Source organism: Streptococcus sp. 68, assembly GCF_013277415.1.
Classification (GTDB): domain Bacteria; phylum Bacillota; class Bacilli; order Lactobacillales; family Streptococcaceae; genus Streptococcus.
Window position 1 is genome coordinate 32,438 of sequence record NZ_VMMX01000014.1, and the last position, 22,258, is coordinate 54,695.

Genomic DNA, 22,258 nt, shown 5'->3' on the forward strand with positions numbered 1-22,258 from the left:
TCTCCTATTCTACAATCATCTTGCCGTGCATCATATTCATGCCACAAGAGAAACCATACTCTCCAGCCTGCTCAGGCGTGATTTCCACTATATACTCTTCCCCCATAGGCAGGTCCGCATGTACACCAAAATCTGGAAAAACAATTTGATCCAGACATGGTGAAGGATCCTTACGGTCAAAGACAATGCGGGCTGGTACTGATTTCTTGAGGATAATCAACTCAGGCGTATATCCCCCCATGACCTCCACTCGAATCTCTTGGTAGCCCTTTTTTTGCTGGGCCTTTTGTCCAGACTTTTCAGGCTTTTTGAAAAACCAAAACAAGATAAACGCGACAAGGGCAATACAAATAATGGTTACAATACTATTTAACATGACGTCTCCTTTACATACAATTACATCTTACTTCTCTCACAGCGTTTGATTTCTTCTCAGAAATCACAGCTTCCAAGTCTTCCAAGTCAGCCAGAGTAAAATCACATTCCATAATCAAATCAGCCAACAAATTCTTAATCCTACGGGAACAAACCTTATCTTTGATATCTTTAACAAGCAAGTCTCGACTTTGGTCCAAAGTTAAAAGGGCTGAATAGACAAAGGACTTGCCTTCTTTTTTCCTCGTCAGGCACTCTTTCTCAACCAAACGAGCCAAAAGAGTCTGAATGGTCGACTTGGACCAGTCGAACCGCTCCGCCAGAACCCTGATCAAATCTGAACTGGTCTGCTCTCCTTGCATCCAAATAATCTTCATGACCTGCCATTCTGCATCTGAAATCTGCATCATCACACCTCCTAAATCTACATTTGTCAATTACATTTCTTAGTATACTCTCAAAACCTACATTTGTCAATTATAAAATCAATCTTTTTGTCGAAAAATAGGATTTTAATCATTTGAAAAACGATTTGCAGTCAAATATTACTATATAAACAATAAAAATATGCTATACTAAAGAAAAAAAGAAAACAACCACTAGGGGTGCGTAAAGCTGAGATTAACGACTGTTAGACCCTTTGACTCAATCTAGGTAATGCTAGCTGATGGAAGTGGAAATGATAATGGGGACTAGCAGTCTTCTATTGCCTTCCTGAAACAGACTAGCTTGTTCTTGAGAATACAAACTTCAGTTGGTTGGGAGGTTTTAGATGACTTATTTACCCGTTGCTTTGACCATTGCAGGGACTGACCCTAGTGGCGGTGCTGGCATTATGGCTGATTTAAAGTCATTCCAAGCGAGAGATGTCTATGGAATGGCCGTTGTGACTAGCCTTGTTGCTCAAAATACCAGAGGTGTTCAGCTAATCGAGCACGTTTCTCCTCAAATGTTGGAAGCCCAATTGGACAGTGTCTTTTCTGATATTCCACCTCAGGCTGTAAAAACTGGGATGTTGGCAACTACTGACATCATGGAAATCATCCAACCCTATCTTAAAAAACTGGATTGTCCCTATGTTCTTGATCCTGTTATGGTTGCTACAAGTGGAGATGCCTTGATCGACTCAAGTGCTAGAGACTATCTCAAAACAAACTTACTACCTCTTGCAACTATTATTACACCGAATCTTCCTGAGGCGGAAGAGATTGTTGGTTTTTCAATCCATAATCCGGAAGACATGCAACGTGCTGGTCGCCTGATTTTAAAAGAATTTGGTCCTCAGTCTGTTGTTATTAAAGGTGGGCATCTCGAAGGCGGTGCCAAGGATTTCCTCTTTACCAAGGATGACCAATTTGTCTGGGAAAGTCCACGAATTCAAACCTGTCATACACATGGTACTGGATGTACCTTTGCTGCAGTGATTACTGCTGAACTAGCCAAAGGAAAAAGCCTTTATCAGGCAGTTGATAAGGCCAAGGCCTTTATCACGAAAGCCATCCAAGACGCCCCTCAACTCGGTCATGGTTCTGGCCCAGTCAACCATACAAGCTTTAAAGATTAAAAAAACTCTCTAGTTCCCACTTTAAGGGAATTAGAGAGTTTTTATAGTCTTCGAAAATCTCTTCAAACCATGTCAGCTTTATCTGCAACTTCAAAGCTGTGCTTTGAGCAACCTGCAACTAGCTTCCTAGTTTGCTCTTTGATTTTCATTGAGTATTAATTAGAAAATAATGTCATCCAACTTTGTTAAAAAAGCTTGTGTTTTTGCCTCTATATCTTCTGCCTGCATCAAATCACGCACTACAGCTACACCAGCTATACCCGTGCCGATAAGTTGGTCAATGTTCTCTGAAGTCAGGCCTCCAATAGCAACTACTGGAATGGCGACCCTTTGGCAAATTGTTTTCAAGGTTGAAATCAGGGTGATAGGCGCATTTTCCTTGGTCGTAGTCGGGAAAATGGCTCCTGTCCCTAAGTAATCCGCACCTGATTCTTCCGCTTCTAGGGCTCTTTTTACAGTTTTAGCTGTGACACCAAGTATTTTGTCAGGGCCCAAGACTTGTCTGGCAACCGAAACTGGTAGTTCATCGTCTCCGATATGCAGACCTGCAGCATCAACTGCAAGACAGACATCCAAACGATCATCGATGATCAAGGGTACCTGATAGGCATCTGTTATTTCCTTGACTTGTTTTGCCAGTTGATAATATTGATTGGTTGTGAGATTTTTTTCTCGTAATTGGACTATGGTAACACCTGAACGGCAGGCAGTCTCAACTTTTGCAAGAAAGCTTTCCACGGAATCTTGGTAGCGATTGGTTACCAGATACAGTCTAAGCGCCTCTCTATTCATAAATATCTCCTTTGATAGCATCTAGCCAGTTTTCATCTCTTTTGAGGAGCGAAAGCTGATTGAGTACTTGGTAACGAAAATCTTCCAATCCCATTCCTTGAACAACTATTCTCTCAGCAGAGATATTGAGATAAGAGACGGCTAGGCAAGAAGCTTCAAAACCAGTCTTTCCTTGACTGAGAAAAACGGCTGTTAAAGCTCCAACCAAATCTCCTGTCCCTGTTATCCAGTCTAATTCTGCACAGCCATTCTCCAATACAGCAACCTGATTCTCTGAAACGATGAGATCCTTGGGGCCAGTAACTAAGAATGACATACCAGTATAGGTTTGACACCAGTCTTTCAAGACTTGAATCAAATCCTCAGTTTCTTGATCTTTAGCACTCGCATCGACCCCAACGCCGTGGTGCTTTAAGCCAACAAGACTTCGTATTTCTGACATATTTCCTTTAAGAACCGTAGGGCTATAGTCTAAAAGGTCTCTGACTAGTCCCTTACGAATGGATGAAGCTGTTACGCCAACCGCATCTACTACCATTGGAAGAGAAACTTGAGCTGCATAAGAAGCTGCCATACGGATTGCTTTTTCCTTCTCAGCTGACAAATGCCCCAAATTGATGAAGAGAGCCTGGCTTTGCTTAGTAAAATCAAGAACCTCACGGGGATCATCTGCCATGACAGGTTTGCATCCTAGAGCCAAAACCCCATTTGCCAGCATCTCACAAGAAATCTCATTGGTAATACAGTGAATGAGGGAAGTCGTTTCCAGAGGAAAAGGATTTGTCAATGCCTGCATCAGTCTATCCTTTCAGCAAAGAAATATCCCTGCACTTTTTTAAAGAATTCCTGCTTGATTAAAAATCGAAAGGCAATAAAGGAAATCGCTGTACCAATCAAGGTTGCTCCGAAAAATCGAGGAGTGTAGATAAACCAGCTAAGCTTAGCAGCCGATCCTGTAAAAAGTACCATAACAGGATAGGAAACAATAGAACCAATAATACCTGTTCCCAAAATTTCTCCCAAGGCAGAAAAATAAAATTTTCGACCGTACTTATAAAAGAGACCTGCCAGAAGGGCTCCAAAAGTCGCTCCTGTAAGAGCTAAAGGCGGAATCCCTTGAGTCGTCATACGGATAAAGGCTGTCACTGTAGCCATAGCCAAGGCATAAACAGGTCCCATCATGATTCCTGCTAGAATATTGACTACACTGGACATCGGTGCCATTCCCTCAATTCGAAAGATAGGTGTAAGAACTACATCAAGGGCAATCATCATAGATAAAATGGTTAATTTGTGAACTTGTAATTGGTGCTTTCTCATGCTTCTATTCTTCTCCTTTTTCTAAAGACTGTAAATCGCTCTTCCATGTCTGGTGTTGGTAGGCCATTTCCCAAAACTTGGCTTCCATATGAACACTGATGTGGAAGGCATCTAGCATTTTTTTCTTGTCTGTCTCGTCACTTTCTCGATAGAGTTGATTGACTAGCGCTTCTTCCTCTCGAATCTGTTGCTCCAACTCATCCGTAATATACGTTTCAATCCATTGTTGGTAGAGAGGATTTGGTGATGGTTTAAGATTAAGTGATTTTCCTATATCATGGTATAACCAAGGACAAGGTAGCAAACTTGCAAAGGCAATGCCCAAGTTCGGCTCTGCAAATTGTCGATAAATATGAGAAATGTAATGATAACAGGTGGGAGCGATTGGATGTTGCTCCATTTCCTGATCGCTGATTTCCAATTCCTTGAAAAATTGTTGGCGGATAAATAACTCACCCTCCACTAAACCCTGAGCATTTTGTTTCAAGAGTCTTTTCATCTCTTGGTTTGAAGTCTTATCAGCCAAGAGGTGATAGGCTTCTGAGAAGGCCTTCAAATAGTAGGCATCCTGAATCAAGTAATAGCGAAAGATGGACGGATCTAAATTTCCCTCTTGTAACTGTAATACAAAGGGGTGATGAAAGGAAGTCTGCCAAGCTTCCTTGGATAATTCCATCGCAATATCTGTAAATTCCATAATAACTCCTTTATAAAAATAGACTGGTTTGAAGCAATAAAAAGAAAAGCAGGTAGATTAATTTTGTTTTTTTAGCAATATAAAAAGTCCGATAGCGATTCTCCACCTGTGCATGTTCGTCATATCCATGCGCCGACAGGGCTCTCAGGTAAAGATGGCGCCACCTAAAGACTGTCATCAGAACCTTGCTGTAAATCAAGGGAGACCAAAAATGCAGTTCTTGACCGCGTAATAGGCAAGCTTCCTTGAGAGACTTGATTTCTTGCTGAATGAGGGGGAAGGAATTGAATACCACAATCAAGGCATAGGCCCAAGACCGTGATAACCCCTTTTGAGCCAAGTACAAGAGAAGTTCTTTTAGGGAAATAGAGGAAACAAAAACAAGACCAATACAAACGGTCACAAAGGCCCTCGTTCCAAGCATGACTGCCTGCGAAGCATCTCCATGTAACTGAACTGCCCAGTAGTTGGCAAAGGATGGCAAAATGGCGAGAAGAATCATCCAAGCTAACATTTTAAATCGCCGGTAATAGAGCATAAAGAGAATACAGAATGCGACTACCGAAAGATTCAGAGCAATCGAAGGAATAAAAGATGTTTCCAAGGATAAAATCAGCAAAAAGAGACTGATAATCGGTGTCTGAGTTGCTACTTTGACCATACTATCTCACCTCCCCTTGGATATTGCTACTCTGAGATGTAAGTGGTTTAGTAATGGTCACTGATTTCACATGACGAAGACCCTGACTAGTCATCTCAATCCAATAATCAACCACAGAGATCAAGGGATCTAAACGATGGCTAATGATCAGAAAACTTCTTCCTTGATTTCTCTCCTCCACAATCCACTGACAAAAATAATGGCAGGCTCTATCATCCAAACCTGCAAAAGGTTCATCTAGCAAGATCACAGAAGCCTTGCTGGTCAAGATGGTCAAGAGCTGAAAAATCTTTTGCTGGCCACCACTTAATTGATAGGGACTCTTATCAAGAGCCTGCTCCAGATCAAAATATTGTAAAGCTTGGAAAATTCGCTGATTTCTTTCAGAATCAGGTCCATCTAATTGAAGCTCTTCTCGCAGACTGGCTCTGATAAACTGCTTCTCAGCTTCCTGAACAACACCCGTCAGGTCACGATACAAGCTCTTTTTCTTTTTCAGGACTGTCCCCTTCCAGGTAATGCGCCCCTTATACTTTTGAAATTGAAGAATAGACCGAAAGAGGGTGGATTTCCCGACACCATTATCACCCAAGATACAAGAAATTCCTTGGTAGAATGTAAAATCTGCAATTGAAAAGAGGGAGCGCTTATTCAGCTCACAAGTCGTTCTATCCATATGGAATAGTTCTGGGCTAGAAGCAGCTTCCTTTGAAGTAACCTGTATCATCTCAGAAATAGGGATTTGATTTATTTCCCTTAGTTTTCCGTCTCTTAGCTCCACCATATGGTCGATATAGGCTTCATAATCAGATAAATCATGGTCGCACAAAATAACTGTCTTCCCATCAGAGACCAACTCTTTTAGAATCTCCAATATCTCTATCCTGCTCTTGCGGTCAATGGAAGCGAAGGGCTCATCCAAGAGATAGACCCTAGGATTCATAGCAAAGAGAACAGCCAAAGCAGCCTTTTGCTTTTCTCCACCTGATAAGTGATGGATGGGACGGTGCAAGATGTCCTTGCAACGACATTGCTGGACCACCTCTGCTATTTTAGAATCAATTTCCTGAAGGTGATAGCCGATATTTTCCATGGTAAAAACCAACTCCTCAAACAAGCTCTCCATGGTAAATTGATGATTAGGATTTTGCAAGAGAATACCAACCGTTTGGACACGTTCGATGATAGAAAGCTGACTGACTTCACTCCCATCTATCAGTACTTGACCGCTATAGGGAAGAGAACTAACTTGGGCAATAACTTGAAAGAGGCTCGATTTTCCAGACCCACTACTCCCAACTAACAAGGTAAAAGCTTGCTCATGAAAAGTAAAATCAAGCGGTTCCGAAAAAATTGGGGCCTGAATCTCCCGTAATTCCAGCCCCATCTATGCCTTTCCTCCAGTTGCAAACTGATGATAGAGTTTGACAATGGCACGAACCAAAATGGTACAGAAGAAATAAACAGAAATAAAACGCACCACAAGCAAGGAAAGGACAAAAGGAAGGGAAAAGGCGTAGTAACCTAACTTAATGTATTCATAGACAAAGCTAACAAGCGTAATCCCAATACTATTAGCAGTTAGAGAGAGCCAACTTTCATAGCGATTTCTAGTTACGATAAAACCAAGTTCACTTCCCAGACCTTGAACCAAGCCGGACAAAAGGGCACCTAGACCGAATTGGCTACCATAAAGGACTTCAGCAAGCGCAGCTAGCACTTCTCCAATCGTTGCACTTCCGACTCGCGGAACAAAGATAGCAGCAATGGGCGCAGCCATACACCAGAGTCCAAAGAGGATTTCATTGGCAAAAGCCTGTAAACCAAGAGGTGTTAAGAGTAGGCTGAGAATATTATACACATATCCTGAACCAACGAAAACCCCACCAAAAAAGATAGACAAGAAAGCAAGCAAGATAACATCTTTTAACTGCCATTTTTTCAACATAAAAAACTCCTTTTTTAAAGAAAAGTGGGGCACTCAAGGTGAGCTACCAAAAGGCTTTATATCACCTTCATCCAGTTTCGTAAAAGAAAAAACTCTAATTGCAGATAGGAATTAGAGTTTAGCTTACAAGATTAGACCGTTCTTTTCGACATACGAAAAAAACATTTCACATTTCCCTTCGCCAGTATTAACTGTATCAGGTTCAATGGGTATCATCTCAGCCTAAAGCACCCCAAATGTCTTTATTATTTAATTATGTGATTATTATAACACACATTTTATACTAGTTCAAGAAATTGAACTGGAAATATAGCCTTGCACTCACAAAGACAGCAGATCTTTCTTTTGCAAAAAACAAATGACCTGTTTGATGAATTAGCCATTCAAGATGAATCCGGACATAGCTTTTTAAAAAAGGAAAATCCTACTTACTTAGAATCCAAGGATAGATACCTATTGTTCACTCATTTCTCGAACAGTTTTTTCTATATTTTTTGCATACGATATTGCTGAAATGATTGAAACACCGTCAACATTGGTCTTCATAATGTCTTTAATATGTTGCGTCTGTATCCCACCAATTGCAACTAAGGGCATTTGTGGCAATAGTTTTCTCATCAATTTAAGACCTTCATAACCTATAGCGCCACCAGCATCATCTTTTGACTGGGTATCAAATACAGGACCAACACCAACATAATCTACATATTCAACTTTTGATTGTTGAAATTCTTCCTCGTTTTTTATAGAAAGACCAATTATTTTATCTGGCATCAATTTTCTAATTTCATCAACTCCAAGGTCATCCTGTCCTACATGTACGCCATCAGCATCAATTTCCATTGCCAAATCAATATCATCATTAACAATAAACGGAACATTGTATTTTTTACAAAGATCCTGTAGTTTAATTGCTACTTCGACTTTTTCTTTACCTTCTAAGGCTCCCTCACCTTTTTCACGAAATTGAAATAAGGTTATACCACCTTTTAAGGCTTCCTCAACGACTCTATATAGATCTTTTCCTTGGCAAGTAGCCGTTCCACAAATAAAATATAGTTTTAGTAATTCTTTATGAAACATCTTACTTCACTCTTTTGAATTCCTTTACATCTTCGTCTGTAATCTCGTATAAGGCATTTATAAATTCAACTTTAAATGTTCCAGGAAGATGTCCATTTGGACGTTTTTCTGCCATTTCTCCAGCGATATTGTAAACCAACATTGCTGTTTCTAATGATTTCAATTCTTGACCTTTTTCTAGTCCGATAAAGCTTGCTACTACAGCACCTAATAAGCATCCTGTCCCAATAACTTTTGGCATCATGGCACTACCATTATGAGTCGTTACCACTTCTCCATTTACCGCAATAGCATCCACTTCACCTGTTACTATTATAGGAATATTGAACTTCTCATTTGCTGCTAGAGCAATTTCGTCAATATTATCTACACCTGCACTATCTACTCCTTTAGATGCCACATTTATTCCTACTAAAGAGGCAATCTCGCCAGCATTTCCCCTAATCGCTGCGAGCTTGTAATTATTTATTAAATCTTCGGATACTTTTTTTCTATAAGATCCTGCTCCACAAGCTACAGGATCTAAAACTGCTGGGACATTATATTTCTCTGCAATTTTCAGAGCAGCTTGGTATAATTTCCAATTTTCATCTGTCAATGTTCCTATGTTTATTAATAAACCACCAGCATACTTTAACAAATCCTCTAAATCTGCTGGAAACTCACTCATGGCTGGTGATGCACCTAGTGCTACTAATCCATTTGCTGTGAAATTTTTTACTACATCATTGGTTATGCAGATGACCAAAGGTGCTTTTTCTTTTAATAATTTTAAACTTGTCATATTGAAATACTTCCTTTTCACTTTATACGATATACTGATTTCGATTTATCTCTATCTTTCGTTAAGAAATTTTTTCAGTTACATTGAATGATTTACCTCATCAAATTTGTAACTATCCTAAACCTTCTCTAGGCGTCATAACCAATATCAAAAAAGGCTAATTCTAAAGCGACCGCTTGATTCCAGCGTTGCTGAAGTTCTGTCAAATCTTCTCGACCTTTCCCGACACGATTGAGTTCGTCAACCAGAAATTGAACCCACTCTGCAAAGAAAGGACCTCTGTGGAGATTGATCCATTCCGAATGAATATAGCCTTCAGGTATAGGCAGATCTTTAGAACCCCAGTCTAAATAGAGACCTTCTGCAATGACCAGCATGACCAAAAGATGGGCATAGTCTGATGAAGCCACTGCCGAATACATTAGATCCTGAAAGGCTTTTGTTACAGGATGCAAGGTCACTTCCATATAGTCATTCTCTGCTACTTTTAACTCTTTGAAAGCCTTTTGGAAATAGCCATCTTCATCTGCTTCAAGAAAACCTAGTTGCTTGGCAAAACGAAGCTTGGATTCAAGCTGGTCTGCGTGGGCTACGCAGGCACCCAACATGGATAGGAAGGCATCAAAGAAGTGATAATCTTGAATTAGGTATTCTTTTAAGACCTTATTCTCAATTGTCCCCGCAAAAAGTTCCTTGACAAAACGATGATTGATTGAATCCTGCCAATTCTTCTGACTGCTTTTTAATAATTCTCCAACAATCAAACCTGGCTGAAATGCATAAACCTGTGTTTCCATATTTATTTTTCCTCTCTTTACTCCTTAGTAATCAATAAAATATCAAGAGATACCAAGCAAAATCCTAGTTTCACTTGATCCTTTTAAAGAACATCGAGGGCATTTGCAGAGAGCCACCTAAACAAGCCTATCCAGTTTATATAAACAAAACAACTCCAATTACAATCAAGAATTAGAGTTGACTTACAAGATTAGATCGTTCATTTCGCCATACGAAAAAACTGTTCACATTTCCCTTCGCCAGTCTTAACTGTATCAGGTTCAATGGGTATCATCTCAGCTTAAAGCACCCCAAATGTCTCTATTATTTAATTACTGAACCAGTATAGCAAAAAATGAAAGCCCTAGCAAGATATTTGACCGAAAAATATCTTTATATAGTTTTTGATAGCGATTTATTCTTCCAATACACGAAGAAAAACCTCCACATTCAGTGGAGGCAATCTCTTTTATCAATACAATTTTAAGTCACGAGGGTCAACTGGGAAGGTTGGGTTGTATGGGTTGTGACGAAGCTTGAAGTGTTTGACATCTTCAATAGTCTGAGTTCCAGACAACTGCATAACTGTCTTCAATTCCGCATTCAAGTGTTCAAAGACTTGACGTACACCGACACTACCTCCGAGAGCCAAGCCATAGATAACAGGGCGGCCAATAGCTACCAAGTCTGCTCCTGAGGCCAAGGCTTTAAAGACATGTTGACCACGACGAACACCAGAGTCAAAGACAATTGGCACACGTTTGTCAACTGCTTCTGCCACTTCTTGAAGCGAGTCAAAGGCAGCTGGTCCACCGTCGATTTGACGACCACCGTGGTTGGTTACCCAGATACCAGAAGCTCCTGCAGCAAGCGAACGTTCAACGTCCTCACGGCATTGTGGTCCCTTGACATACACAGGAAGTCCAGAGTATTCAGCGATAAATTCTACATCACGTGGAGACAAGCGTTGTTTAGCTGATTTGTAAACAAAGTCCATTGATTTACCAGCACCTTCTGGCAGGTATTCTTCAACAATCGGCATGCCAACTGGGAAGACAAAACCATTACGCTTATCCACTTCACGATTACCCCCTACAGTAGCATCTGCCGTCAAGACAATCGCCTTATAACCTTCAGCCTTCACACGGTCCATGATGTGGCGGTTAATCCCGTCATCTTTACTAAAGTAAAATTGGAACCAATGAGGTGTCCCTTGGAGGGCTTCAGAAATCTCTGGAAGGTCAACAGTAGAGTAAGAACTGGTTGTGTAAAGAGAACCGAACTCATGCACACCACGCGCAGTTGCCACTTCACCTTGTTCGTTTGCCAATTTATGAGCCGCAACAGGCGCCATAATGATTGGTGAAGACAATTTTTCACCTGCAAATTCAATTTCTGTACTTGGATTTTCTACATTGCAAAGCGTATGCGGAACGATGAGTTTGTGGTTAAAGGCGCGGATATTCTCTCTTAAAGTGAAAGTATCTTCCGCCCCACTAGCTATATAACCAAATGCTGCTTTAGGGATCACTTGTTGCGCCATTGGCTCCAAATCATAGGTATTGATGAAATCTACATGCCCTTCTGCATTGCTTGTTTTGTATGACATAAACTGTCCTCCTTGATTAAGTAAGCGTTTGCTTTTTACTATACATCTATAATAACTCTTTTTTCAATCATTTTCAAGAGTTTTGCTTAAAAACCATCTTATTTTTTCATACAATATACTATCCTTACTTTCCTTAAACTCTAAACTTTAGTCTATATTAAGTGAATCGTTGAGATCTTTTGCTGCCAAGCATTTGAACTACTTTTTTATTTGCTGAGTCTATCTACTAATGCTATAAAAAACAAGTGAATAAGATACCAGAACATCCTCTAATAGGGCCTATGGACTTATATCAGTCCCATATATACTGTTTAAGCAATATACTATCCTAGTTGACGCTAACTTCCTATCCCACTTATTAATTTTTTATTTATAGTGAATCTGAACAAATCAATTGGGGATCCAAGTCAATTTCTAGTACTTTTTGAAAAGTTTCAGCGTACTATCGTAAAATGAAATAAAACATGCGCAAATTGATTAGAGAATTTAAACCAATTTCTAACAATGTCTTAGAAATCAAATTGTACTATTTCAACTTCAACACACTATACTTCATTTTCTCCTTAAATTCAATCTTTTTTTGCATCAAAAAATCCCCTGACAAGAGCCAGAGGATAAGAGTTTATTTCATTGTTGGGAAGAGCAATACGTCACGGATAGTGGTTGTATCAGTGAGAAGCATGCAGAGACGGTCGATACCGATTCCCAAACCACCTGTTGGTGGCATACCGTATTCAAGAGCTTCAATGTAGTCGTAGTCGATACCTGTCGCTTCATCGTCACCAAGTTCTTTAGCTTTAGCTTGGGCTTCAAAACGGCTAAGTTGGTCGATTGGGTCGTTGAGCTCAGTAAAGGCATTACCGTACTCCTTAGTCATGATGAAGAGCTCGAAACGGTCAGTAAAGCGTTCGTCTTCAGGATTTTTCTTCGCGAGTGGAGATACAGCTACTGGATGGCCATAGACAAAGGTTGGTTGGATCAAGGTTTCTTCAACAAACTCTTCAAAGAAGGCATTGATAATGTGACCAACTTCAGTATAGTGTTTCTCAACTGGAACTTTCTTCTCAGCAGCGATAGCTTTGGCTTCTTCCAAAGTCATGTCTTGCCAGAAATCTACACCAGTAATTTCTTTGATAGCATCCACCATGTGAACACGTTTAAATGGTTCGTTAATCTTGATTTCAGTTCCTTGGTAGTTGACTGGGCCGTCGCCTTTAACTGATTTAGCAGCGTGTTGGATAATGCCTTCAGTCAAGTCCATGATGTCCTGGAAGTCTGCGTAAGCTTGGTAAACTTCAATTGAAGTGAATTCAGGGTTGTGAGTAGCGTCCATTCCTTCATTACGGAAGATACGGCCGATTTCATAGACACGTTCCATACCACCCACGATAAGGCGTTTTAAGTGAAGCTCAGTCGCGATACGAAGTACCATGTCAATGTTTTGGGCATTGTGGTGGGTGATAAATGGACGGGCAGAAGCACCACCAGCTTCGTTATGAAGAACAGGCGTTTCCACTTCAAGGAAACCTTTTTGGTCAAGATAACGACGGATTTCAGAGATGATTTTTGAACGAGTGACAAAGCGTTCAAAGCTTTCACGGTTAGAAATCAAGTCAAGGTAACGTTTACGGTAAATTGTTTCAACGTCTGTCAAACCGTGGAATTTCTCAGGAAGAGGACGAAGAGCCTTAGACAAGTGTGTGATGTGAGTAGCCTTGATAGAGAGTTCTCCCATATCCGTACGCATCACTTCACCTTCGACACCAAGGAAGTCACCAAGGTCTGCTTTTTTGAAGATTTCGTAGTTTTCTTCACCGACAGCATCCTTACGAACGTAGATTTGGATTTGACCTTCGCGGTCTTGAAGGTGGGCAAAGCCAACTTTTCCTTTACCACGTTTGGTTACCAAGCGTCCTGCGATAGTAGCTGTTTCGTTTTTATCATGTAATTGTTCTTTATCGAGGTCGGCATATTTATCTTTTAATTCTTGTGAATTTGCAGTACGTTCAAAGCGTTTTCCGAAAGGATCGATTCCTTGTTCACGGAGCGCAGCCATTTTTTCACGGCGAACGATCTGCTGGTCATTTAGTTCTTCCATATGTTCTGTTGACATGGGATCCTCCTAGTTTTACTCAAAATTGAATACGATGAGTCATTTTTTGCGATACTCCCATTTTATCATAAATAACCAAGAAATTCACGGATAATCTTTCAAAACTAAAAAGAACTTGACGCTAAAATCACTGAAAAAACTGGGATAAGCAAGAAATTTCAACATCTCAGAAAAGGGATCTGACCATGTTTATGGATTATACTTTAACCCTTGTAACTTTCATGACGTGTGCTACTTTTTATATAAGAGCAAGCCAAGCAAATCTAAAACTGAAACAATTGACGTAAAAAACATTAACAACTTCAATCTTGTCATTCATATACCTGATATGACAGAATAGTATAATTTTTAACCTTTTAGTCTTTTGATTTTTTACACTTCTTGCCAATTTTCTTGGTCTTCTTTAAAGCGTTTTAGGAGATCCAAGCCTTCTGGGGTGATATAGCCTTCTTCTTGGGCTAGATGGATAAGCTCGCTATAGTTTGAAAGTGTTACTAGTTTGACACCAGCATCTGCAAAATTCTTATCTGCTTTTTGCAATTGGTAACTAAAAATCGCTACAACTCCAAGCACATCTGCTCCTTCTCGTTTAGCGGCTGCTACGGCTTCGAGAACAGAACCACCTGTTGAAATAAGATCTTCAACCACCACCATTTTTTGACCTTGGGCTACACGGCCTTCAATTTGATTACCAGCTCCGTGGTCTTTTGGTTTGCTACGGATGTAGGCAAAAGGCAAGTCCATCTTATCAGCAATGATAGCTCCGTGTGGAATCCCTGCTGTCGCAGTTCCTGCAATCACTTCTACCTCAGGAAAGGCTTCTTTGATGGCTTCCACAAAGCCATTTTCAATGAGAGTACGAGTTTCTGGATAGGCTAGTGTCACACGATTATCCGTGTAAATAGGCGACTTGATACCAGATGCCCAAGTAAAAGGCTCCTCTGGTTTGAGGTAAACGGCTTGGATTTTCAAGAGATGGCTAGCGATATCTTTAGCAAGTGTCATGGTATTCTCCTTTTATTTTTATAATCTAGTTCTTTAATTCCAGTCCTGTGTCCATTCATCCTTGATGGCATGATAAGCTGCAACAGGATCCTCAGCTTGGGTAATGGGACGTCCCACTACGATATAGTCACTGCCGATTTGATAGGCATCAGCAGGTGTCATCACACGTTTTTGGTCTCCAACAGCAGCTCCCTGAGGACGAATGCCCGGTGTTAGACAGATAAAATCTGGATTGGTAGCCTGCTTGATGAGTTGCACTTCCTGAGCCGAGCAAACGACACCATCCAAACCCGCTTCAGCTGTCTTCTTAGCATAATGAATGACAGACTCTTGCAGGCTGGTTTGGATATTTTGAAACTCCTGCATCTGCTCTTCTGAGGTTGAGGTCAGCTGAGTCACTGCAATCAATTTGGCTTGGATTCCAAGACCTTCACGCGCAGCCTTCATCATCTCTACACCACCAGCAGCATGAACATTGGTCATATCCACACCAAGCTGAGACAAGACCTTCATGGCTGACTTGACTGTATTGGGAATGTCATGAAGTTTAAGGTCAAGAAAGACGCTATGTCCCAAGTTTTTAAAATAGGAAATAATCTCAGGCCCCGTTGCGTAATAAAGCTCCATCCCTACCTTTAGATAAAGGCTTTCTTCTGCTGGAAAAAGAGCTAAAAATTCCTTGACTGCCTCAAAACTAGGAAAATCAAGAGCAATGACTGGACGATGTTCTCGCATAGGTTTCTCCTTTTACCTTTGCTAGTGAGAGAGGCTGGGCAACAGAAACCACGAAAAAAGGAACCTGCCAACAGCAAGGTTCCACGAAAAATGGGTAGTCTCCACCCTTTCACCGTCTAACCTTAGCTGCCTCTCTGGACTGCTTTAAAGGTTTTCTATTATTCTATTATTTCTACTAGCACTTGTCAAGTAAAAACATGGCAACCAAAGAGCTATAGGAGAAACGCTAAACCTAGCGACGCGATGAGCGCTGGGTCGTTTGGTTTCGATTGCTCTCTTCCTCTTGTTTTTTCTGTTCTTCTTCTAAACGTTTACGTTCTTCTTCCTGCTTTTTCTCAGCTTGCTTGGCCTCTTGTTTGGCTTTTTCCTCAGCTTCCATAATCAATTTATCCGCTACAGTGTAGCTATAGATTCCAGCTTCCATGTCGACCACACTCGGTTCTGACAATTGAGGTTTAATCTTACTGTAGTAAGGTAATTTCTTACTCATTTCAGACAGGGGAACCAAGACTTCGTCCGAATCATTCATGGTCAATCGAATTAAATCTGAAGTCACCTTGCTTGGGGCTAGTTCCACCTTTTGGATAGCAGATTTGAGTTCTGGGCTAATTTGAGCAAGTTCTGAGACAAAAGCCTTGATTTGTTCGCTGTCATTAAAGAGAACTGATATATAAGTTTCTGGCAGACTCACCAAACTTACCGCACTGGTCTCAAGCTGGCCACTGGAAAGAATAGGATAATGATTTTCACCAGAAATATAGTAGGCAACAATATCATATTCCTTAACCTTGATAGTAAACTTGGTTGGAAATTGATAAACAAGCTGAGCTGATTCAACCCAATAGTTAGACTTAATCTGCTCTTCATATTTTGCCCTGTCTAGCAGAAGGTTAATCGTATAATCCGAATCCTGAATGCCTGAAGCCTGTCGAATATCATCAGCCGTAGTGTGCACCGTTCCCTCAACACGGATATCCTTCATGGTCCCATAAGGACTGAGCAAGTAAGCAGAGACAATCAATAAAAGCAGACTTGGAAATAAAATCGTTAGAGCTCGCAAGATATGGAGGCCAGGAATCTTTGCTTTGGCTGGCTTTTCCTTTGTAGCAAGCTTTTTATCCTGTTCTTCGTCCTCTTTAGGCCCTGATTCTTCTATCTCTTCTTCCTCTTTGTCACCCTCTGGGGCTTCTACTTTTTCTTCAGACTCTTCCTTAGCTGATTCTGGGTCCTTTGCTTCAAGCTCACTCTCTTTGTCTTCAGTTTCATCTGACTTTTCAGATTTTGAAGCCATTCGAGCTTGTCTTTCCTTTTCCTTCTCCTCAGCTAGGGCTGCCTCTTCTTCAGCCTTCTTTTTTAGGTATTCTTGGTTTCGTTTCTGCCATTCTGATAACTCTTTCAATTCTTCGAGGATTTCTTTGCCCTCATTTTTCTTATCTTTTGACATTTACTTTCCTTATGATAAATCTTTTTTCAATAATTGATAAAAATCTGCTAGAGATTTCAATTCCTTAGAAGCCTTCATCTTAGCTTGGTAGTCTTCCTTGTGGCTTAGTAAGTGAGACAGCTTCTCTTCTAAACTGTCCAAGGTCAAATCGCTTTCTTGAAGCTCTTCTGCATAGCCTTTTTTTACAAAGTAGGCTGCATTTTCAATCTGGTCACCACGACTTGCTTCACGACCAAGTGGCACAATAACATGCAATTTTGCCATGGCCAAGAGCTCAAAAATCGTATTGGCACCACCACGTGTCACAACAATATCAGCCAATTCCATCAAGGGTTGATAGAGATTGGTCACATAGTCAACACGAAAAAGATTTTGGCTCAACTCATTCAGGTTAGAATCTCCAGTTAGGTTGATAATATTGTAGCGCTCTGTCAGCTCTTTCTTATGGTCTGTCACCAATTGGTTAAAGACACGAGCACCTGCAGAACCACCGACAAACAATATAGTTGGCAATTGGGGATTAAAGTGGGTTTGAATATCCACCAATTCATCTGGTTCTGGAGTGTTTTTGTCCGAAACCTTGGTCACCGCTCCCACATGCTCGACCTTAGACAAACTTGAAGCTTGTTCAAAGGTTGAATACATCTTCGTCGCAAATTTATAGGCGATTTTATTGGCCAAGCCCATAGACAGGTCAGATTCGTGAATAAAGACTGGCACTCCTGAAACACGTGCTGCGATAACAGGTGGCACAGAGACAAAGCCTCCCTTTGAAAAAAGAGCCTGTGGACAAAGTCGCAACATGATAAAGAGCGATTGGACAATTCCCCATCCAACTTTAAAGACGTCCAGCATATTTTGCCAAGAGAAATAGCGACGCAATTTTCCGGTCGCAATGGAATGGAAGGTGACATCTAGACCCGACTTGAGGATTTCTTGGTGTTCGATGCCACGTTTATCTCCGATATAGTGGACTTCCCAGCCATCTTCGATGAACTTGGGCATTAACAAAAGATTGAGGGTAACGTGTCCAACCGTCCCCCCACCTGTAAAGACAATTTTTTTCATATTATTCTTTTAACTCCGCTACTGTGTCGATAAAGAGGTCGCCACGTACTTCAAAGTTAGCATACATATCCCAGCTGGCATTGGCAGGACTGAGAAGAACCACATCTCCTTGAGTCGCAAGTTCATAGGCCTTGCGGGTCGCATCAGCAATATCAGTCGCATCCACATAAGACACACCAGCCTTGTCTGCTGCCCGTTTGACACGTTCGGCAGACTGACCGAGGATGACCATCTTCTTGAGTCCAGTAATGTCTGGAACCAATTCGTCAAACTCATTACCACGGTCCAAACCACCTGCAATCAAAATGACCTTGCTGTTGTCAAATCCTGACAAGGCTTTTTGAGTAGCCAAGATATTGGTTGACTTGCTATCATTATAGAATTTGACACCCTTGATTTCATCCACAAATTGGAGACGGTGTTTGACACCACCAAAGGCTGAAAGAGTTTCCTTGATGGTTTGGTTGTCTACACCACGGATCTTGGCTACAGCAATAGTCGCAAGGGCATTTTCCACATTGTGGCTACCTGGAACACCGATTTCACTAACTTCCATGACCACTTCTCCACGAAAGTAGAGCTGACCATCTTCCAGATAAGCTCCATCAACCTTTTCAAGTGTTGAGAATGGTACAACTGTAGCTTGTGTTTTAGTAGCTAATTCTTTTGCCAAGTCTTGGTTAAAGTTCAAGACAAGGAAATCAGCCACTGTCATCTTGTTCTGGATATTCCACTTGGCTGCTACATATTCCTCAAAAGAACCGTGGTAGTCGATATGAGTTGGCATGAGGTTGGTAATAACCGCAATCTCTGGATGGAATTCTTGAACTCCCATAAGTTGGAAAGAAGAAAGTTCCATAACAAGAGTGTCCTTGTCTGATGCAGTTTGAGCCACTTGACTAGCTGGATAGCCGATATTTCCTGATAAAAGACCATGTTGTCCAGCCGCAGTCAAAACTTCCCCAATCATAGTCGTTGTGGTTGTTTTACCGTTCGAACCTGTGATACCGATAATTGGCGCTTCTGAAATCAAGTAAGCCAATTCCACCTCAGTCAAGACTGGAATTCCCTTTGCCAAAGCCTTTTCAATCATAGGATTGCTATAGGGGATGCCTGGATTTTTCACCATAAGGGCAAACTCTTCATCCAAGAGTTCCAAAGGATGACCACCTGTGATAACCTTGATCCCTTCTTCCAGCAAACTTTGCGCAGCTGGATTGTCCTCGAAAGGTTTCCCATCATTTACTGTCACAATGGCACCTAGCTTGTCCAACAAACGAGCTGCAGATTCACCAGACTTGGCCAAACCTAAAACAAGGACTTTCTTATTTTTAAATTGATCTATTACTTTCATGTCTCGAACTCCATTTCTACTCCTACTATTTTACCATTTTTATGGAAATAAAAAAGCCACAAAGTGTGTTTGTGACTCTTTCTTCTAACTGATACTCTTCGAAAATCAAATTCAAACCACGTCAGCTTCGCCTTGCCGTACTCAAGTACAGCCTGCGGCTAGCTTCCTAGTTTGCTTTTTGATTTTCATTGAGTATGAATCTTACCATATCATCTATGTGATAAATCGGTAACTCGAATGACTTGGTCCACTTGTTCCCAAATCAGAGGATTGTGGGTCGCAATAATAATGGTCCGATTCGGATTTTTTAAAGATTCTAAGATAGAAAGTAATTCCTCAGAGTTTTTGGGGTCTAGTGAAGCGGTTGGTTCATCTGCGAGAATCAAAGGTGGATCCTTTAAAATTATCTTCGCTAGTGCAACACGTTGTGCTTCTCCTCCTGATAACTCAAAGATAGGTTGCTTCAAATCCAAATAAGAGAGGTTTACACGGTTTAGAGCTTGTTTCATCAAAGAGATTTTCTCTTTTTCCTTCAATTTTTTACCAACTAAACCCAGATTGAGATTCTCTTTGACGGTTTGGCTTTCAATTAAGCCAAAATCTTGAAATAGATATCCCAAGTAATCTCTAAAGAAAACAGAAGGCTTGATGTCCTTAAGAGAGGTGCCATCATAGATGATTTGTCCTTTGTCATACGGCTCTAATCGTCCAATCATATTCAAGAGTGTTGTCTTACCACAGCCACTTGTACCGATTAAGGCATAAATTTTCCCACCTTCAAAATGAAGATTCGTATCTGAAAATAGCTGACGGCTTCCAAATTTTTTAGATATATTCTTTAGTTCAATCATCCTATTTTCCTTTCATAATTGTCATAGAAACACGAGATTCTTTCTGCGCTTGACGGTAAAGCGTCAGAATTGCACTAGCTAGAAAGACTAATAAAGTGAGCAAGCCAATCACCAAGTCTCGACTGCTTAAAATAAAGAGACTAGCACCAAATACAAAACTGGCAAATTGGCTAACCATATACTGAGCATGTGTTTCAAAAAATCGTAAACCTGAAATTCGTTTAATCAAGATATCTCGGCGGAATTGCTCGAAATATAGAAGATTGACAGAATAAAAGAGTAACAAGGAACTAGCTATTCCAACAATAGCTCCTAGGATTAAAGTTGCTGTTTCAGTTTGAACTTCATTATAACGAGTTAGATAAACACTTCTTCCTTCTTTAAGATAGGATACTTGCTCATAAATCCCAGCTTTCTTTAAGAGTTCTAGCCCACTCTCATATCCTTTGATAAAGAGTTGTTTTCCAGCATTGATAGACCAACTAGATTTGGAAATGATACTATCACCTGTAGATGTTGGAGTAAATACAACTAAAATCGGATCGGTTAAGTACTGGATGGATACTGGGCTTTCACCGTTATTATAAATAAATCGCTTTTCTCCAGTTGAAAGATAGCTAACAATCGCTCTCATTTCATACTCTAAAGGAGCGTTTTTATCCTCACTTGATTGTCCGTAATAGTTCAAACTCTCTTCAAAAACTTTCTTAAGTTCTGCTTCCTGTGAACGAAGAGATTCTGGTAGTAAGAGTCCAAATTCTCCTTTTTGAAGATGGACTAACTTCTGTTTGGTCTCAGCATCTACCACGACCTTTTCCTTGTCCAAATAACTTGGGCTGACATAGAGAACATTAGCATCTGGACTATAGGTATCCAGTGTCTCTCCCTGTTCATTTTTTCCTTGAGGATTTGCAAAATGAATGAGATTATCTTTTACAAATAGGGCCTGTTCTTTTTCAACTGCTTCTTTGGAAAATTCATACCACTTATTCTGATTTTCTGTATCTTTTACTCTATCACCTAAACCAAAAGAAATTTGATAATAGTCTGCTCTGTCCTTCCATGCTTGTTTTGAAATTTCAAGTTCTTTCAATCGTTGGTAAGACGTCAAACCTGTCTTAACAGCGTATCCCACTGTAAAGACAGCAACCAACTGACACAATAGGGTTAAAGCCATCAAGCGTTTAAGGGGTAATCTCCCCTTAATAACAGGAACTAATGCTTTGTAACTCAAACTCATTAGATAAAGAAGCATTAGTAAAATTGAAATCGCCAATAAAAACAACAGATAGAAACTAATCCCAAAACCATAGGTGGCTAACAAGATAGGATAAAACAAACCTTGACTAAAAAGAACGACTCCCCCACCTAGGAAGGAAAGGAGGGCTGATAGAAGGAGCCACTTGATATCAGTCGATAAAGAATGCCCCATAATGGATAAGAGAGTCTGACCAGAAAAGAGTTTTATACCTGCTGCTCTCATTTCCTTAATCCGAGTGATAATCACTAAAGCAAAGAAAGATAAGCCAAATATTGCTAAACTAATTAAAATAAGTGGATTTAGTAACATTCGAAAAGCAAGAGAATAGGGAGGTGTCTTTCGGTCAGCAATTGCTTTATAACCCAAATCTCCTAATTTATCGGCAAGCTTTTCTTTCGTCAAGGAGCCTGACAAAAGGAGATAACTATTTAGCGGATCACTACGTTCACGACTTTCTTGGCTAGCTTCTTGGAATTCTTTTGGTAAAGTTCCTTGACCATAAGTTGCATAAGTAAAGTGAGTCGTCCCATCCTTACTCGGCTCTACGATTCTTCTAGCTATTAAACTCTGTTCTGAGTTTACAAAATTCTCCAATTCCTGTTCAAATACCTCACGCGTCGGTTCCTGAGTATCTTTTTTGACACGAAGTAAGGAAACGGAATCATAGCTTGCAAATAAATATTGTGGCGCACGTAAGACAATAATCCAAGCAAGGAAGAAGCTGAGAAAAAAAGTTGATAATAATATGAATAGTTTCTTCATAGTAGACTCCTTATAAACAAAATTCCCCTTGTAATTTCTTACAAAGGGAATTATC

At 40.4% G+C, this 22,258-nt stretch carries 22 protein-coding genes and 3 riboswitches; of the genes, 1 reads left to right on the forward strand and 21 read right to left on the reverse strand.

Annotated features, from left to right (window positions below; all coding sequences use genetic code 11):
- Positions 1-4: 4 nt before the first annotated feature.
- Both HT720_RS08420 and HT720_RS08425 read right to left on the reverse strand, forming a co-directional pair.
- Positions 5-376, reverse strand: a complete 372-nt coding sequence (locus tag HT720_RS08420; RefSeq protein ID WP_173275634.1) for a cupredoxin domain-containing protein — start codon at positions 374-376, stop codon at positions 5-7.
- A gap of 10 nt (positions 377-386) precedes the next feature.
- Positions 387-782: a CopY/TcrY family copper transport repressor gene (locus tag HT720_RS08425; protein ID WP_173275782.1), complete on the reverse strand. Its 396-nt coding sequence runs from the start codon at positions 780-782 to the stop codon at positions 387-389.
- 184 nt (positions 783-966) lie between these two features.
- Positions 967-1,064, forward strand: a riboswitch (TPP riboswitch).
- An 83-nt stretch (positions 1,065-1,147) separates the two neighbouring features.
- Here HT720_RS08425 and thiD point away from each other — a divergent pair.
- Positions 1,148-1,939, forward strand: coding sequence for a bifunctional hydroxymethylpyrimidine kinase/phosphomethylpyrimidine kinase (thiD, locus tag HT720_RS08430; RefSeq protein WP_173275638.1), 792 nt, complete (start codon positions 1,148-1,150; stop codon positions 1,937-1,939).
- 159 nt (positions 1,940-2,098) lie between these two features.
- Here the strand turns inward: thiD and thiE (HT720_RS08435) are convergent, their stop codons facing one another.
- The 19 genes from thiE (HT720_RS08435) to HT720_RS08525 form a co-directional block, all read right to left on the reverse strand.
- Positions 2,099-2,731 carry a thiamine phosphate synthase gene (gene thiE / locus HT720_RS08435; RefSeq protein ID WP_173275641.1) on the reverse strand — a complete coding sequence of 211 codons (633 nt, stop codon included), beginning with the start codon at positions 2,729-2,731 and terminating at the stop codon, positions 2,099-2,101.
- On the reverse strand, positions 2,724-3,527 hold the full coding sequence (locus tag HT720_RS08440; protein WP_173275643.1) for a hydroxyethylthiazole kinase: 804 nt from the start codon (positions 3,525-3,527) through the stop codon (positions 2,724-2,726). The genes thiE (HT720_RS08435) and HT720_RS08440 overlap by 8 nt, the downstream gene beginning before the upstream one ends.
- Entirely contained in the window at positions 3,527-4,051 is a 525-nt protein-coding gene (gene thiW / locus HT720_RS08445; RefSeq protein ID WP_050236841.1) for an energy coupling factor transporter S component ThiW, read from the reverse strand. Before thiW ends, HT720_RS08440 begins: the two co-directional genes overlap by 1 nt.
- 4 nt (positions 4,052-4,055) lie before the next feature.
- Positions 4,056-4,748, reverse strand: coding sequence for a thiaminase II (tenA, locus tag HT720_RS08450; RefSeq protein WP_112443460.1), 693 nt, complete (start codon positions 4,746-4,748; stop codon positions 4,056-4,058).
- A 10-nt stretch (positions 4,749-4,758) separates the two neighbouring features.
- Positions 4,759-5,409: an energy-coupling factor transporter transmembrane component T gene (locus tag HT720_RS08455; RefSeq protein WP_112443459.1), complete on the reverse strand. Its 651-nt coding sequence runs from the start codon at positions 5,407-5,409 to the stop codon at positions 4,759-4,761.
- 1 nt (position 5,410) lies between these two features.
- Positions 5,411-6,796, reverse strand: coding sequence for an ABC transporter ATP-binding protein (locus HT720_RS08460; RefSeq protein WP_173275646.1), 1,386 nt, complete (start codon positions 6,794-6,796; stop codon positions 5,411-5,413).
- Positions 6,797-7,357 carry an ECF transporter S component gene (locus tag HT720_RS08465; RefSeq protein WP_050242359.1) on the reverse strand — a complete coding sequence of 187 codons (561 nt, stop codon included), beginning with the start codon at positions 7,355-7,357 and terminating at the stop codon, positions 6,797-6,799.
- Positions 7,358-7,513: 156 nt separating this feature from the next.
- Positions 7,514-7,602, reverse strand: a riboswitch (TPP riboswitch).
- 208 nt (positions 7,603-7,810) lie between these two features.
- Positions 7,811-8,440 (reverse strand): thiamine phosphate synthase, encoded by a 630-nt coding sequence (thiE, locus tag HT720_RS08470; protein ID WP_173275649.1) that lies wholly within the window; start codon positions 8,438-8,440, stop codon positions 7,811-7,813.
- Position 8,441: 1 nt separating this feature from the next.
- Complete coding sequence (thiM, locus tag HT720_RS08475; protein ID WP_173275652.1) at positions 8,442-9,224, reverse strand: hydroxyethylthiazole kinase; 783 nt, start codon at positions 9,222-9,224, stop codon at positions 8,442-8,444.
- A gap of 128 nt (positions 9,225-9,352) precedes the next feature.
- On the reverse strand, positions 9,353-10,021 hold the full coding sequence (locus tag HT720_RS08480; protein ID WP_173275654.1) for a TenA family protein: 669 nt from the start codon (positions 10,019-10,021) through the stop codon (positions 9,353-9,355).
- Between the two features lie 215 nt (positions 10,022-10,236).
- A riboswitch (TPP riboswitch) is annotated at positions 10,237-10,325 on the reverse strand.
- A 148-nt stretch (positions 10,326-10,473) separates the two neighbouring features.
- Positions 10,474-11,610 (reverse strand): L-lactate oxidase, encoded by a 1,137-nt coding sequence (gene lctO / locus HT720_RS08485; RefSeq protein WP_049531486.1) that lies wholly within the window; start codon positions 11,608-11,610, stop codon positions 10,474-10,476.
- A gap of 622 nt (positions 11,611-12,232) precedes the next feature.
- Positions 12,233-13,723, reverse strand: a complete 1,491-nt coding sequence (gene lysS / locus HT720_RS08490; RefSeq protein WP_094753782.1) for a lysine--tRNA ligase — start codon at positions 13,721-13,723, stop codon at positions 12,233-12,235.
- A 372-nt stretch (positions 13,724-14,095) separates the two neighbouring features.
- Positions 14,096-14,728, reverse strand: coding sequence for an orotate phosphoribosyltransferase (pyrE, locus tag HT720_RS08495; protein WP_000170917.1), 633 nt, complete (start codon positions 14,726-14,728; stop codon positions 14,096-14,098).
- Between the two features lie 33 nt (positions 14,729-14,761).
- A complete protein-coding gene (gene pyrF / locus HT720_RS08500; RefSeq protein WP_001206732.1) occupies positions 14,762-15,463 on the reverse strand; it encodes an orotidine-5'-phosphate decarboxylase in 702 nt (233 codons plus the stop codon).
- A gap of 232 nt (positions 15,464-15,695) precedes the next feature.
- Positions 15,696-16,907, reverse strand: a complete 1,212-nt coding sequence (locus HT720_RS08505; RefSeq protein WP_173275657.1) for a cell division protein FtsQ/DivIB — start codon at positions 16,905-16,907, stop codon at positions 15,696-15,698.
- A 9-nt stretch (positions 16,908-16,916) separates the two neighbouring features.
- On the reverse strand, positions 16,917-17,975 hold the full coding sequence (locus HT720_RS08510; RefSeq protein ID WP_173275660.1) for a UDP-N-acetylglucosamine--N-acetylmuramyl-(pentapeptide) pyrophosphoryl-undecaprenol N-acetylglucosamine transferase: 1,059 nt from the start codon (positions 17,973-17,975) through the stop codon (positions 16,917-16,919).
- 1 nt (position 17,976) lies between these two features.
- Positions 17,977-19,329 (reverse strand): UDP-N-acetylmuramoyl-L-alanine--D-glutamate ligase, encoded by a 1,353-nt coding sequence (murD, locus tag HT720_RS08515; protein WP_173275663.1) that lies wholly within the window; start codon positions 19,327-19,329, stop codon positions 17,977-17,979.
- Between the two features lie 209 nt (positions 19,330-19,538).
- Positions 19,539-20,180, reverse strand: a complete 642-nt coding sequence (locus HT720_RS08520) for an ABC transporter ATP-binding protein (protein ID WP_000571283.1) — start codon at positions 20,178-20,180, stop codon at positions 19,539-19,541.
- Position 20,181: 1 nt separating this feature from the next.
- On the reverse strand, positions 20,182-22,203 hold the full coding sequence (locus tag HT720_RS08525) for a bacteriocin-associated integral membrane family protein (RefSeq protein WP_173275665.1): 2,022 nt from the start codon (positions 22,201-22,203) through the stop codon (positions 20,182-20,184).
- Positions 22,204-22,258: the final 55 nt, after the last annotated feature.